Genomic DNA, 14,788 nt, shown 5'->3' on the forward strand with positions numbered 1-14,788 from the left:
TTTTTCCATTTATGGGCCGTACAGCCACCTGATCGAAAAGATGATCATCCATATGCAAAACGGCAACGGTACGCCTTTTCATGATATGTCACTGGACACAGCTTTAAAGGAGCATATTCTTAATGACAAATCAAAAAAATAGCACTCGCCTAAGACTGCATGAAGTTATTAAAAAAAATATTGATTGGCATAAAAAACATTACCCAGCAAAAGAAAAGGATAAATTAAAAGAAATAATCCTCGGCGGGAAACTCCCTAAATTTGACCGTTTCCAGGATGATTTTAATGGCATGGGTATCACTGTTCATGATACCTGGGCAACGCGTATCACCATAAAATCACTGCATATCTATAACGATCACTTTCGCGCAGTGGTGCATTACAAAGTTCAGGATCACTTTGGCCTCGACAGTGACGATATACTGAAGAAAAAATTCAGCCAGTTCCATTTTTTCCGTATCTGGTTCGTGCTCCAGCGATACAATCAGTTTGGCTTCAAGCCCTTTATGACCAACATGGAAGCCATCATAGAAATTAAGGGAGCTCACAAATGAGAGTGAAAAATAGGAGAGCTATAGCTTCGCTCTTTCTGGCTGGCTTGGTGCTGCTTGTCTACTGGTTTTGGTTGTCTCTGCGTCCAGTAGAGATTGTCGCTATTCATCACAGAAGTAGTGGTTTCAGTGATGTGCTGGTCACTAGTTTTCCACCGACTGATAAAGGGAAAATTAAATGGTGGTTAAAAAACCAGAATATGTTAAAAGATAAATATGCCATTCCAAAACCTGATTCAAATGGCTATTTTTATGTCACCTTCTGGTTGTTTGGGAAAGGGTATAAGGAAGAAGGAAAATATGACAGACTCTGTTTTAATGATATAAAAACAAAAATAAACTGCATCGAAAAGGACGCTATCTTTTCTGTAGATAAAAGTAGAAATATGGGTTTAATGTTCACTGTGTATGATGGCGATAATTATCGCTTAGACCTTAATGGCGACATTATAAAAGTTACATCTGATTAGGTCTGCCTCTCTCGCGTAGAGGCAGCAATAAAATCATTCGCCCTGCCCGGCTTGCACCAGCAAAGCGGAAGTAGCAAATACTCAGGAGTCTATCCAGACGGAGAAAAGCGGCAATGCCTTGCCGCCGCCTCACTGATATTGCGCCTTTCCCCGACATGAACGCCCTGTTTTGATATGCGCCGGGTATGATTGCATTCTCTACCATGACGACAGCCTTGAGTGACCTGTTAAATCCAGCGACAGTAAAATCCGGCGGTTTCGCTCATTCGCCCCGCCATTAAAAAGCGCGCGAAAAGGGCTTTGCGCTTATCCATCAGCCAGCTTCGCTAAGGCCCGAATTACACCAGGCCTACTTTCAGCAGCGCGTTCTGGCAGGATCCACTCGCCGGTTACCTACTCCAGCTGGCTGGCAATCAGGCGCAGCTGTTCGGCAAGCTGCTTTAAATTTTGCTGCTTTTGATTGGCCGCACCGGTAGAGCTGCGCACCACCAGCTTCGCCGGCAGGATTGATGACGAGCGTTGCCGATCTAGATCGCTGGCCAACAGAATACGCGCTACCGCTTCTTTTCCCTGTAGGTCAAGATCCAACGAAACCGTGGTCAGAGCCGGATGGAAAAACGCGCTTTCATAAGTGTCATCGTAGCCAATAACGGAAATCTGTCCGGGTACCGCCACGCCGCGCTGATGAAGCGCGCTTAACACGCCGAGCGCCATCTGATCGTTGCCTACCAGCAGCGCGCTGAAGTCAGGCGCTTCACGCAGCAGCTGCAGGATGCCGTTATAGCCGCTCTGCGCGTCCCAGTTACCGTGGCGGATGCTGACCGGCTCCAGGCCATAGCTGGCCAGCGTCTCCAGCCAGCTTTTCAGACGCAGCCTGGCGGAAACCGACTGTTCAGGCCCGGCCAGCAACGCAAAATCACGGTGCCCCTGCTCATAAAGATATTTGATGCTGGCGCGGGTGCCGTCCGCCGGGTTAAACGAAACGTTAAACACCGACGTGTAGGGATCGACATCCAGAAACAGGCACAGGATATCTTCGTTCTCCAGCACGATCCGCTCGGCATCTTCGCTCTCCAGCGGCACGTTGATAATGACCTTATCCACCCGCTGCGACTTCAGCTCATTGATACAATCCTGCAAACTTTGATTGACGTTCTCATCAATCATGGCGATCAGCACCTGATAGTCAGCGGCATTGGCGTAGCGTTTTACCGCCGCGGCCACCTGTGAAGGCGCGTGCAGCGCCAGCGAGGTGGTCACCAGTCCCAGCGTCGTGCTTTGCTTACCGACCAGCTGCTGCGCCAGTCTGTTAGGCACGTAGCGCAGAGTTTCAATGGCGGCCTCCACCTTGCGCCGCGTTGCTTCCGAGACGTTTGCCGACTTATTCAAAACCCGCGAAACCGTCTGATACGACACGCCAGCATGGCGGGCAACGTCCTCTAAGGTGGCATTTTTTGATTTCATAACTCGCATCCCTGTTAACCAGTGGCGGAATAGTATCATAACGTAACTTCAGGTCAGGTTACCGTTATCACACTGCAATAAAACAACAAAAAAGTTATACCTTCACATACAGGATTAAGTGATCTGTTTCACCAATCGTTACAAAATGCGCCCTTTTATTTGCAGTATGTCACATATTATTGCGATTTGAATTGTCACCCTCTGGGGGAAAGGCGTTTACTGCCGCCGTATGTGAACGTATTACAATTAAACTGAGGGTAACATGAATACAAGGCTTCGCACTGCTGCTGTGGCGCTCGCTGCAGTCCTGACCTCCCCTACACTTTATGCGGCGATCGACAACATTGATTTCCATGGCTACCTGCGCGGTGGCGTAGGCGTGTCTCAGGATGGCGGCATGGAAGAGTGGCAGAAAAACAAGATTGGCCGTCTGGGCAACGAAGCGGATACCTATGGCGAGGTTGAACTGGGCAGCGAAGTCTATAAACAGGATGACGTCAGCTTCTACGTCGACACCATGGTCAGCATGTTTTCCGACGGCTCCAACGACAACGAAACCACTTTCGGCGACGATGCGCAGTTTGGCCTGCGTCAGCTTAATCTGCAGATCAAGGGGCTGATGCCTGGCGACAAAAATGCGGTGATCTGGGGCGGTAAACGCTATTACCAGCGCCACGATTTACATATCATCGATACCAAATACTGGAATATTTCCGGTTCCGGCGCCGGTATTGAAAACTATACGCTCGGCCCCGGCGCCATCTCCTTCGCCTGGATCCGTGGCGATGCCAATGACGTGGACTACCGCGTGGATGACGACAACGACGTAAATATTAACTACCTCGATCTTCGTTATGCCGGCTGGAAACCCTGGAGCGGCGCGTGGACCGAGTTTGGTATTGATTACGCCATTCCTAACACCACCAAAAAACAGGAAGAGTATGGCGGCCTGTACGATGCTGAAAACGGCGTGATGGTAACAGGCGAAATCAGTCAGGATCTCTGGGGCGGCTATCAGAAACTGGTGCTGCAATATGCGGATAAAGGGCTGGCGCAAAACATGATCTCCCAGGGCGGCGGCTGGTATGACATGTGGAACGACACCAGCAATGCCAAAGGCTACCGCGTGATCAACACCGGCCTGCTGCCGATCACCGATAAGTTTTCGCTGAATCAGGTCTTCACCTGGGGATCGGCCGATGACGTTACCGCCCTGACCAATAAAAGTACGCTGCTGTCGCTGGTGGGCCGTGGTCAGTACCAGTTTACGCAGTATGTGCGCGGCATCGGTGAAGTGGGCAGTTTCTGGCAGAAAGATGAGAATAAAGTCGGTGGCGACTACAAACAGGCCGGACAGAAATACACCCTGGCTTTAGCGCTGGCCGCCGGTTCGGAGTTTATGTCGCGCCCTGAACTGCGCGTGTTTGCCTCTTACCTGAATGACTCTGAAAACGGCCACAGCTTCCAGGACAACACCAGTAACGATACCTGGAACTTCGGCGTGCAGGTCGAAGCCTGGTGGTAAACGCGCACTATCCTCATTGTCATTATTATTAGCCTCTTATACAGAGGCTTATTTTGGATAACCGTCGCCGGTTATCCTTTTTTTTTATCCCGGCTGAAAGAAGCGCGCCTCCAGCAGCTGACGCAGACGATCGGACTGCGTACCGAAAATCGCATGAACTTCATGCCCAAGAATAACCACGCCAATCGCTCCCGCCTCCTGCAACCCCGCAGAATCTACCACCGCCAGTGATTTCACCGTTACGCGTAGCCGCGTTAAACAGGCGTCTACCTGCCGGATATTGTCGCGCCCGCCAAAGCAGTTCATCAGCCGATCCAGCAAAGCGCTGTCGGCCGGGGCGGCCTCAGTCGGCAATGCCTGTCGACTGAAGTAGTGTTTAAACGATTTCAGACTCACCATGCTGCTCTCCTTCAGAGAAAAAAAAGGCGGGCTGCTGCCCGCCGTCTTACTGACAACGCTTACCGCTCCATCAAGCCAGCGGCGCGCACAAAACGCGGCAGCCCCACGGCACCAGCGTCAGCGGCCCGGCCAGCGGCGTGCCGTCAATTAAATCCTCAAGCCCCGCCGGTAGCTGTAGATGATGCGTTTGGCCGCTAAAATTCTGCAGAAAGATAAAGGCACGTTCGCCATCGGTGCGCCGCTGGGCCGTGACGCCTGGCGGCAGATCGATCGCCAGCGCGCGCGGCAGCGCCAGCTGTTTAATCAGCGCGCCGTAGAAGTCACGATGGAACGCCAGATCGTTACGCGATGCGATATACCAGGCTTTGCCCTGGCCAACGCGGTTAACGGTGACAGCAGGCGTACCGGCGTAGAAGTCGCTCTCATAGCTGGCCAGCGCCGTAGCGCCTTCCAGATGGATATGCTCGCAAAGCTCGCGTGCCTGATAAGGCCCGCTCAGGCCAAGCTCGTTGCCGCGCACGCCGCGCACGCCGTTGAACTCTTCATCCGTCAGGCTATCGATCTCTTCCGCCCAGATACCCAGCAGCGGCCGCAGCGGGCCTGGAAATCCGCCGGGATAGCAGAGATCGCTTTCATTGACGATGCCGCTCCAGTAGCTGGCAACAAAGTGGCCGCCCTGCTCCAGATGCTGCTGCACACGCCCGGCAAAGCCGTCGCGCACCATATAGAGCATGGGCGCTATCACCAGCGCATAGCCGCTGAAATCGCTGTCGCCGTTAATCACATCCACCGCCACGCCCTGCTCCCAGAACGCGCGATAGTGTTCGTTGACGGTGCGCTCATAATGCAGGCCCAGATTGCGCGGCCCCTGGGCATTGTCCATTGCCCAGCGGCTTTCCCAGTCAAAGACGATCGCCACTTTGGCTTCAGTCCGGCTGCCGACTACCGGCGTCATCGCCGCCAGCATCCGGCCCAGCTCGCTGACTTCACGCCCGGTGCGGGTATCGAGATGGCCGACGTGGTCGATCACTGCGCCATGGAATTTTTCAACCGAACCGCGGCTTTTGCGCCACTGAAAGTACTGCACCGAGTCCGCGCCATGCGCCACCGCCTGGAGCGAGGAAAGGATATGCATACCCGGCTTTTTAAGCTTGCTGGTTGGCTGCCAGTTGGTGGCGCTCGGCGTCGACTCCATCAGCACAAAGGGTTTGCCCTGCTTCAGAGTACGCATCAGGTCGTGATACATCGCGGTATAGCAGGCGAGCGCGGTTTCATCCTTGTCGTTGTGCCACATGGGATAGCTGTCCCATGAGATGAAATCAAGCGCCTGCGCCAGCTTCCAGTAGTCGTAATCGTAAAAGTACTCCATAAAGTTGGTGGTTGCCGGTAGCGCCGGGTTCGCCGCCTTCAGCGGTTTGATCTCTTCACGACAGAAGTCGGTGACCTGATCGGTCATAAACCGCCGCCAGTCGAGGTTCAGGCCATGGATCGAGACTTCGCCCTGCGGAGCCGGCGAGACAACCTGCGACCAGTCGCTGTAGGTGTGGCTCCAGAAATCGCTCCACCAGGCGTGATTAAGATTTTCCAGCGTTTCGTAACGGTGCTGCAGCCAGCCGCGAAAAGCTTCCTGGCAGCGATCGCAATGGCATTCGCCGCCGTACTCATTGGAAATGTGCCAGCCTATCACCGCCGGATGGTGCGCATAACGCGCGGCCAGCTGTTCATTCATCGCCCGCACTTTCTGGCGGTAAACCGGCGAGGTCATACAGTGGTTATGTCGGCCGCCATGCAGCGCGGGTACGCGATCGCGTCCAACACGCAGCACCTGCGGGTATTTCTGCGACATCCAGGCCGGACGCGCGCCGCTGGGCGTGGCGAGGAACACCGAGATGTCCTGCTGGTGCAGCTTGTCCAGCACGTTGTCCAGCCAGGCGAAATCGTAGCGTCCCTCCTCCGGCTCCAGCTTCGCCCAGCTGAAAATGCCGACGGACATCACGTTACAGCGTGCCTGCTTCATCATCGCTACATCATCATCAATGATACCCGGCTGGTGAGCCCACTGTTCCGGGTTGTAGTCAGCGCCGTGCAGCAGCGCGTTGACCCTGGCGCTGAGCGGGGGAAATTTATTCATACCTGTTCCTTTGAGGTGTCAGAAATATCAGCGATAGCGCCAATGGATTAATGAAAAACCTGTAGCGAAGGCAGCGCCTTGCCGTGACAGTCAAACAACGCCTGATTTTCGCGGGCGTTACCCTGTTTCCACTCGTCGTGGATATACTTCATCCCGGCTGGCGTCGCCCAGGTATTGCCCGGCGCCGGGATCCAGGCCGGCTCCCAGTACACCACGCCTTTGCCGCGATGGTTCGGCACCGCCAGCACCGCTTTGATTAGATCGTGCAGCCAGGCCGCCTGACCGGCCACCGTGCCGGGATAGCCGCCCGCCTGTTCCTCTTTAGCCTGGAAGCTGTTTTCGGCGCTATCGCAGTTTTCCAGCGTGTAGCCATAGGCGGCCTCCACCACCATTACGTCTTTGTTATAGCGCTGGCTGATGTCGTCCATATTGGCTTTCAGCGCGCTAATCGGGCCGTTCCAGTAGGTGTACATCGACAGGCCGATAATATCGAACGGCACCTGGCGCTTGACGATTTCATCAAACCACCAGCGGAACATGTCGTTTTTGGTGCCTTCGGCCAGATGCAGCATGATCTTCACCTGCTGCGGATCGCTGAGGTTTTCGCGCAGGCCGCTGATGCCCGCTTTCAGCAGGGCCGCCAGCCGATCGAACTCGCCGCCGTTCTGCCCCCAGCTTTTGCCCTCCGGCCAGAGCATGCCGCCGTTCAGCTCGTTGCCGATCTGCACGATATCCGGCATTACGCCTTCCGCCTTAAAGCGGGCGATGGCGTCGCGCGTATAGTCATGCACCGCAGTTTCCAGCTGCGGGAAAGGCAACGACTGCCAGGCTTTTGGCTTGAACTGCTTGCCGGGATCGGTCCAGAAGTCGCTGTAATGGATGTCGAGCAGCAGCTTCAGGCCCGCGGCTTTTACGCGTTTTGCCAGCGCCAATGTGGTCGGCAGATCGTTACCGCCGCCGCCGTAGGTATGGCCGCTGCCGTCGCGGGGATCGACCCACAGCCGTAGACGAACGGTATTGATGCCGTTGGCTTTCAGGATGGCGATGGCATCCTGCTGCTGATTGGCCGCGTTATAGAATTTCGCGCCCTGTCGCTCCAGTTCCGCCAGTGAAGAGATATCCGCACCCTTCACAAAATCCGCTGGCCACGGCCCGGCGGAGGCGACAGGTGCCGGATCGGCGGCGAGCAGCGGTGTCGCCCAGGCCAGCGCCAGGGCGAGAAGTAAGGTTTTTGGTGTCATGATTTATCCTTTGGTGCCGCCTGAGGTCAGGCCAGAGACGAAGTATTTCTGCAGTGCCAGATAAAAGACGGCGACCGGCAGCGCAATCAGCACCGCGCCAGCCGCATAGGTGGTGTAGCTGGCGCCCATCTTTTGCGACACCAGGTTATAAAGGCCAATCGGCAGCGTAAATTGCTCGGGGGTACGCAGGATGGTGCTGGACAGAATAAAATCGCCCAGCGGCCCGGTGAAGGAGAACAGCGCCACCACCGCCAGGATCGGCTTCGACAGCGGCATAATAATCTCCACAAAGATACGGAAGTTGCCCGCGCCGTCCATGCGTGCCGATTCATCCAGATCTTTAGGGATAGAATCGAGATAGCCCTTCATCAGATAAGTGTTCATCGGGATCATGCCGCCCACGTATATCAGCACCAGCGCAATATGGCTGTTAATCAGCCCCAGCAGCTGCGACAGCACGAAAATAGCGATTAGCGCGGAAAATTGCGGGATCATCTGCAGCAGCAGAAACAGCATCAGCCCGTTTTGCCGTCCTTTGAAGCGAAAGCGCGAAAAGGCATAGGCCGTACAGCTGACGCTGAGCAGGGTCAACACCATGGTCAGGAAGCTGATTTTCATCGAGTTCCAGTACCAGGTCAGGTAAGGCACGGTGCCGTTGAACAGGTTGCGATAGTGCTGCAACGAGGCGTTTTCCGGGATAATCGAGCTGCTGAGCAGGCTATTGCCGGCGTTCAGCGACGCGCCTACCGTCCAGATCAGCGGATAAATAATAATGGTCGAGACCGCTAACACCACCAGCCAGGTCAACGACAGGCGCACCCATTTTTCGCGTTTAATACTCACGGACTTCGCCATAATTGCTTCCTTACGCCATCTCATCTTGTTTAAACGATCGGGTTGCGCGGAACTGCCACAGCGCAAGACCCACCACGAAAATCGACAGCAAAATAGTGATGGTGGCGGCGATAGCGTACTGCGACGACGACATGGTGAGCTTGTAGATCCATGACACCAGGATATCGGTCCCGCCGGCGTTCGATCCCGCTACCGCCGGCCCGCCGTTATTAAACAGGTAGATAATGTTGAAATTATTAAAATTGAAGGTGTACTGGGTGATGATGATCGGCGCAATAGCGTAGAGCACCAGCGGCAGCGTGATGGTTTTCAGCCGCGTCCACGCGCTGGCGCCGTCCATGATCGCCGCCTCGTAGAGATCGTCGGGGATCGCCTGCAATACGCCGGTGGTCATGGCGAAGACAAACGGAAAGCCGAGCCAGGTCTGCATCAGGATCAGCGCGGTTTTACTCCAGAAGGGATCGGTCATCCACGCCTTCGGCGCAATCCCAAAGAAATGGAGAATGGCATTGTTGATCACGCCAAAGCTGTCGTTGAACATACCGGCAAACACCAAAATAGTGACAAAGCCCGGCACCGCCCACGGCAGGATAAAAATAGTGCGGATAAGCGGTTTAAAGCGCAGGTCTTTCTGGTTGACCAGGATCGCCAGCATGACGCCGACGCTACACTGTAGCGTGGTGGCCAGCAGCGTCCACACCACCGTCCACTGCAGCACGTCCAGGAAAGTGGAGCGCCAGATCGACAGGGTGAAAATATTAACGAAGTTTTTGAAGCCGACCCAGTCCACCAGCTTCGCCGGCGGCGTGTGATAGAGGTTATAGTTGGTGAAGGCGATGGCGAAACCAAACAGGATCGGAAACACCACCACAAACACCAGCAGGATAAAGCCGGGCGAAATCATCAGGTAGGGAAAGCCGTCACGCAGCAGCAGCTGATACTGCTGGCGCACGCTGTTCAGCGGCTGATGGTTATCGCGCTTTGCGCCGTTAAGCCAGGCATCGCGCACCGACAGCGCCCAAATCGCCACCCCAAAGGCAACGATAAGCACGCTGATAATGCCCTCCGCCAGCAGAAAGATCGAGTTATCGCGCGGCACCTCTTCGCCCAGCGTATAAAGCCCCCACAGCCCCTCGCGGAGAAAATCGTGGAAGACGCCGGTAAAGCTGCACAGCAAAACCAGAAAGCAGAGCCCTTTGGCCCACTGGCGGTGGTAAAACTGGCCGCAGCCAGGCAGCAGCGCCAGCAGCGCGCCGGTCGTCGCATGGCGGCGCGGACGCTTAGGCATCGCCAGCTTTTCATCGGAAGAAATAGTCACACCCGGATCCTTATCCTGTGCGGGTTGCCCCGCGAACCTGCATTACTGGTTACTGGCCTGCATCGCTTCGATCTGCATTGAAATTTGCTTCACGGCGTTATCCAGCGCGGCCTTCGGTTCCTGCTTGCCGGAAACGCTCAGCTCCAGCGCGGCATTGGCCGGGCCCCAGACTTCCTGCATCTCCGGCACGCCCGGCATCGCGGAGGCGCGGGTCGCCTGCACCGCTACCGCATTCGCTTTCTCATCGTTTTTGATGATCGGATCGTTCATCAGCGCGGTCACCGGCGGGATCTCCTGCGTCTTCTGATAGCGTTCTTTCGCATACTGCGGCTGGTTGATAAAAGTGATGAACTTCTGCGCCAGCGCCCGATCTTTACTCCAGGTCGACACCACATAGCCTTTTACGCCCAGGAACGAGCTCATCGGCTTGCCGTTGGGCAGCAGCGGCAGCGGCGTTACGCCATAGTTGATGCCCGCCGCCTGATAGGGCTGGAAGGCCCACGGCCCGTTGATAACCGCCGCGGCTTTTTTCTCGGTAAACAGTGAGTCGATAGCATTCAGGCCGTTGTCGCCCATAATGCCGCTCGGCAACAGTCCTTCGCTGAAGAAGCGCTTGAGGTAAGTAACTGCTTCAACGCTGCCGGGCGTGTTTAACCCGATATCCTGGGTCGCGAGCGCGCCCTTGCCGTCTTTGCCAAAGATGTAAGCGCCCATTGGCGACATAACGCCCCAGCTGTAGTAAAGCTGGTCGAACTTCGCCAGCAGGCCGTATTGCTGCGCCGCGCGCTGCTTCTGAGAGAAAGCGCGATATTCATCCAGCGATTTCAGCGGTGACGGCAGCAGATCCTTGTTGTAAATCAGCACCAGCGTTTCCACCGCCTTCGGGATGCCGTAAACCACCTTATCGTGCACAAATGCCGCCATGGCCGATGGCGTGTAGGCCGCCTGCTCTGCCGCCGCGACGTTCAGCGGTGCCAGCAGCCCCTGCACTACCGCGCTGCCAAGCTGATCGTTAGGGATCACCAGCACGTCCGGGCCGATGCCGGCCGGGCCATCAAGCCGTAATTTTTCGATCTGCTGGGCGAACGGCATTTCCTGCACCTTCACCTCAACGTTAAATTGCTTTTGAAAATCGACGATCGCCGTTTTGATGCCGTCCGATTTTTTAATATCTTCCCAGACGGTGAGCTGTGGTGCGGCCCAGGCCGCCTGATTCAGCATCAGGGCTGACAGAAGAAGCGTAACGCCAGTTTTGATTCTCATTAAAGACCCCATGTGAAGGTATGACATTTCAAACTAAAAGATGCTGAAATCATGTGCGCAGTTCGCGGTTTTACTCGACTTTCACAATCTATAAAGCAGGAACGACGTATCGCATTGTGGGCTTAAGCTACGCGTAACTTCCGTCGTGCTCCAGCCCCTTCGCATCAATGTGTGATCGGTATTACAGAAATCAACAACAGCGATAGGGCGTGCATCAGGGCGGCGTTATAGTCAAAGCAGGCACCATCAGGGCTGACGTGAAGTGCTCGTAATTGTTATACGTACTACATACTTCCACAGCCAAACCTTTTCGCCATGAGGATCCGCATGTCCAGCATCAGACTGAGAAACGTCACCAAACGCTTTGGAAAAACAGAAACGCTGAAAAATATCGAGCTTGATATTGAGGCGGGCGAGTTTGCCGTTTTTGTCGGCCCTTCCGGCTGCGGTAAATCCACCCTGCTGCGGCTGATTGCCGGACTGGAGGAGATCAGCGACGGCGAGATTTTAATTGGCGATGAGGTGATGAATGACGTTGCGCCCGCTCATCGCGGCGTGGCGATGGTCTTTCAGTCCTATGCGCTCTATCCGCATATGACGGTGGCGGAGAATATCGGCTACGGCCTGAAGGTTAACGGCGTGCCGAAAGCGCAGGTTCAGCATCAGGTTGAGATGGTGTCGAAAACGCTGCAGCTTGCCCACCTTCTCGACCGTAAACCGAAGCAGCTCTCCGGCGGGCAGCGCCAGCGCGTCGCTATCGGTCGCGCTATCGTGCGCAACCCACGCGTGTTTATGTTCGATGAGCCGCTCTCGAACCTGGACGCGGAACTGCGCGTCGATATGCGGCTGCACATTGCCAAACTGCATCAGGAACTGAAAACCACCATGGTCTATGTCACCCACGACCAGATCGAGGCGATGACGCTGGCGGATAAGATCGTGGTAATGAACTACGGCAAGGTGGAACAGGTCGGATCGCCGATGGCGCTCTACTATAATCCGGTAAACCGCTTTGTGGCGGGCTTTATCGGCTCGCCGAAAATGAATTTTCTGCCGGCGCGCGTGCAGCAGTGCGGCACCGGCGGACTGATCGCCAGTATCAATGAGGGCGAGCATACGCTACAGCTGCCGCCGCCGGTGCGCCAGCTGCAGCCGGGCGACGCCATTACGCTGGGCATTCGTCCAGAGCAGCTGCAGATTGGCGGCGACGCGCCGCTGCATCTCAATTTCCATTGCGAAGTGGTTGAACGGCTTGGCAACAATACTTATCTGTTTGGCCAGGGCCACGGCCACGACGGCTTCAAGATGCTGCTGCCGGGCGACGTGCATTTCCGCCCTTATCAACATCTACAGCCTGGGTTTTACCCCCATCACTGCATGGTGTTTGATGCCGAGGGAACCCGCATCAGCGCCGATATCGCCATGCCGCAGGTACGTGCCGCCTGATCGATATGATACCGCCCTCTTTCCGTTCGGCCCTGCCGGACGGATACTTTTTTGTTCGTCAGTATCCGGCGCCGCTTTCTCGCTGCTGCAATCCTTCTGTTTATCCCTGCGTAAGCGCTTTTTAACCGCCATTCCACCGGTAAAGCAGCAAAATCGCCCGCTTCAGCTATGCTCAAATACAGGTTATTCCTAAGGCGGGGCGTCATTTGCCGTGCCATGCTTAACTACACAACGGATCAATGTTTGGTGAGGAAATCATGAAAAAAACGATTATTGCACTTTCTGCCCTGCTGCTGGCTTCTCCTGTTTTTGCCGCCACACACGCAACGGACGACACCGTAGCCGCCGCTAACGAAGGCGCCAACACGGCAAAAGAGAAACTGCACCAGACCCAGAATGAAGGCAAAGAGCTGAAGCTGAAGTCTGAACACGCGGCGGAAGGCAAAAGCCACGACACCACCAGCAAAATCAGCGAAGGCACGCAGAAAACCTGGCATAAGACCAAAGAAGGTACCGAAAAAGGTTGGGATGCAACCAAAGAAGGCACTGAAAAAGGCTGGAATAAGACCAAAGAAGGCGCCAGCGATCTGAAAAAGAAAGTCACTGAGTAATCGCTTATCGTGATCGAGTTGAAGGCCGCTTATGCGGCCTTTTCTTTTATGGCTCTACAGGGTTTCACAGACCGATGGGGAGCGAACGCTAGCGGCTGATGCTGGCATTCAGCGCCTCAATTGACGTTTGCAGCCCGGCCTCAACGCTCATCGTCAAATCTTCCATTTCCAGCGCGACATAGTCGTTGTAGCCGGTCATCCGCAACACGGAGAAAAACTCCTTCCACCACAGTAAATCTTTCCCGCAGCCCACCGCTACATAGTTCCAGGTTCTGGATTTCGTTTCCGTTACCGGCTGCGTTTCCATCAGTCCATCAATATCCGCCAGACCGCGCTCAATGCGCGCATCTTTGCCGTGCACGTGGAACACCGCGCCTTCCAGCTTTCTGGCGGCGGCGATCGGATCGGCACCCATGGCGATCAGATGCGAAGGATCAAGGTTGATCCCTATCATCTCATCTACCGCACTACGTAGCTTAAGCAGCGTCGACGCGTTGTAAACCAGCTGGCTCGGAAAGGCTTCTATAGCAATTTTCTCTATACCGTGTTGACGCGCATGCTGCACAAATTTTTTCCACCAGGGAATAGCCACCTCTTCCCACTGGTAAGCCAGCACGCCAGGCATATAGTCGGGCCAGGATACGGTCGAAGCGATCCAGTTTGGGATTTTATCTTCCGGGCCGCCGCCCGGCAGGCCGCTCATCATCACTATCTTTTTCACGCCCAGCCTGGCCGCCAGCTCAATGGTTTTGTAGCTGCTGTTGCTGTGCCTTTCCCCCAGCTCGCCAGGCGCCAGCGGATTGCCTGAACAGTTCAGCGCCACGATCTCCATATCGCGCCGTTCCAGTTCATGACGGAAAGCGGCCAGCTTTTCCGCAGAGGCCAGCAGCTCATCGGTTGGCACATGCGGACAGGGCGACCAGCCGCCTGCCGTCATCTCCACGCCGTAAATCCCGTAGCTTTTTACCCGATCCAGCATTTCGCCAAATGACAAATTTGCCAGGACGTCCGTACAAAGTGCAAGTTTCATGGGTGATCCTTAATTCATCAGGTCTGGATTGCGCTGTCGGCCTGTTTAAAATTCCGGCTTTACAAACAGCGTAATAAAATCGGTTTTGCTGGTTGCCTGCGCCAGCAGCGTGCTTTTCCATTCGTTGCTAAACAGGTCAGCGATATCGGCGATAACCTGGATATGCTCGTTTTGCTTCGCCGCTACCGCTACCACGATAAAGGCGATCTTGCCCTTCCCCCAGTTCACGCCCTGTGGAAACTGAAAAACCTGAAAGCCGGTTTTAATCACCAGATCGATGCGCTCTTTAGCGCAGTGTGGCAGAGCAATCCCCGCGCCCAGATAAGTCGATACGCTGCTTTCCCGCGCCAGCATGGCATCAAAAAAGCCATGCTTTACGTAGCCGCCCTGCTCCAGCGCTGCGGCTGCCTGACGGAGCGCCTCTGTTTTTGACGAGGCCTGGCAGTCGAGAAAAAGGTCGTCCTGCGAAAGTGCCAGCATAGTC

Annotated in this window: 13 protein-coding genes and 1 pseudogene; 5 read left to right on the forward strand and 9 right to left on the reverse strand. The window is 55.2% G+C overall.

The genetic code is table 11. The annotated features are described in order from the left end of the window. Window positions 1-567, forward strand: a pseudogene (locus AB6T85_RS22960) (YPO3983 family protein); the annotation flags it as partial. Next, window positions 551-1,021 carry a DUF943 family protein gene (locus AB6T85_RS22965; protein WP_369896941.1) on the forward strand — a complete coding sequence of 157 codons (471 nt, stop codon included), beginning with the start codon at window positions 551-553 and terminating at the stop codon, window positions 1,019-1,021. The pseudogene AB6T85_RS22960 and the gene AB6T85_RS22965, both read left to right, overlap by 17 nt. A gap of 393 nt (window positions 1,022-1,414) precedes the next feature. On the opposite strand, the gene AB6T85_RS22970 is transcribed toward AB6T85_RS22965, so the two are convergent. Beyond that, window positions 1,415-2,485 carry a LacI family DNA-binding transcriptional regulator gene (locus tag AB6T85_RS22970; protein ID WP_369896944.1) on the reverse strand — a complete coding sequence of 357 codons (1,071 nt, stop codon included), beginning with the start codon at window positions 2,483-2,485 and terminating at the stop codon, window positions 1,415-1,417. A 262-nt stretch (window positions 2,486-2,747) separates the two neighbouring features. On the opposite strand from AB6T85_RS22970, the gene AB6T85_RS22975 reads away from it, so the two are divergent. Continuing rightward, the gene (locus tag AB6T85_RS22975) at window positions 2,748-4,010 is read left to right on the forward strand and encodes a maltoporin (protein ID WP_253459132.1); all 1,263 of its coding nucleotides are present in this window, start codon (window positions 2,748-2,750) and stop codon (window positions 4,008-4,010) included. 84 nt (window positions 4,011-4,094) lie between these two features. Here the strand turns inward: AB6T85_RS22975 and AB6T85_RS22980 are convergent, their stop codons facing one another. The 6 genes from AB6T85_RS22980 to AB6T85_RS23005 all read right to left on the reverse strand — a co-directional run bounded on the left by AB6T85_RS22980 (window position 4,095) and on the right by AB6T85_RS23005 (window position 11,217). Beyond that, window positions 4,095-4,409, reverse strand: a complete 315-nt coding sequence (locus AB6T85_RS22980) for a PTS sugar transporter subunit IIB (protein ID WP_253459130.1) — start codon at window positions 4,407-4,409, stop codon at window positions 4,095-4,097. Window positions 4,410-4,479: 70 nt separating this feature from the next. Beyond that, window positions 4,480-6,540, reverse strand: a complete 2,061-nt coding sequence (locus AB6T85_RS22985; RefSeq protein WP_369896946.1) for a beta-galactosidase — start codon at window positions 6,538-6,540, stop codon at window positions 4,480-4,482. Between the two features lie 47 nt (window positions 6,541-6,587). Further along, window positions 6,588-7,781, reverse strand: coding sequence for a glycoside hydrolase family 53 protein (locus tag AB6T85_RS22990; RefSeq protein ID WP_253459126.1), 1,194 nt, complete (start codon window positions 7,779-7,781; stop codon window positions 6,588-6,590). A 3-nt stretch (window positions 7,782-7,784) separates the two neighbouring features. Further along, the gene (locus AB6T85_RS22995; protein WP_253459124.1) at window positions 7,785-8,636 is read right to left on the reverse strand and encodes a sugar ABC transporter permease; all 852 of its coding nucleotides are present in this window, start codon (window positions 8,634-8,636) and stop codon (window positions 7,785-7,787) included. Window positions 8,637-8,646: 10 nt separating this feature from the next. Continuing rightward, a complete protein-coding gene (locus AB6T85_RS23000; RefSeq protein ID WP_301289828.1) occupies window positions 8,647-9,924 on the reverse strand; it encodes a carbohydrate ABC transporter permease in 1,278 nt (425 codons plus the stop codon). Between the two features lie 72 nt (window positions 9,925-9,996). Beyond that, window positions 9,997-11,217, reverse strand: coding sequence for an extracellular solute-binding protein (locus AB6T85_RS23005; protein WP_369896950.1), 1,221 nt, complete (start codon window positions 11,215-11,217; stop codon window positions 9,997-9,999). A 327-nt stretch (window positions 11,218-11,544) separates the two neighbouring features. Here AB6T85_RS23005 and AB6T85_RS23010 point away from each other — a divergent pair, with 327 nt between their 5' ends. Beyond that, a complete protein-coding gene (locus AB6T85_RS23010; protein WP_253459119.1) occupies window positions 11,545-12,663 on the forward strand; it encodes an ABC transporter ATP-binding protein in 1,119 nt (372 codons plus the stop codon). A gap of 257 nt (window positions 12,664-12,920) precedes the next feature. Then, on the forward strand, window positions 12,921-13,274 hold the full coding sequence (locus AB6T85_RS23015; RefSeq protein WP_253459116.1) for a KPN_00521 family repetitive protein: 354 nt from the start codon (window positions 12,921-12,923) through the stop codon (window positions 13,272-13,274). An 88-nt stretch (window positions 13,275-13,362) separates the two neighbouring features. Here the strand turns inward: AB6T85_RS23015 and AB6T85_RS23020 are convergent, their stop codons facing one another. After that, the gene (locus tag AB6T85_RS23020) at window positions 13,363-14,304 is read right to left on the reverse strand and encodes a sugar phosphate isomerase/epimerase family protein (protein ID WP_369896952.1); all 942 of its coding nucleotides are present in this window, start codon (window positions 14,302-14,304) and stop codon (window positions 13,363-13,365) included. Window positions 14,305-14,349: 45 nt separating this feature from the next. After that, on the reverse strand, window positions 14,350-14,784 hold the full coding sequence (locus tag AB6T85_RS23025) for a PTS mannitol transporter subunit IIA (RefSeq protein ID WP_369896954.1): 435 nt from the start codon (window positions 14,782-14,784) through the stop codon (window positions 14,350-14,352). Window positions 14,785-14,788: the final 4 nt, after the last annotated feature.

Source organism: Erwinia aeris (genome assembly GCF_041224955.1).
Taxonomy (GTDB): Bacteria; Pseudomonadota; Gammaproteobacteria; order Enterobacterales; family Enterobacteriaceae; genus Erwinia; species Erwinia aeris.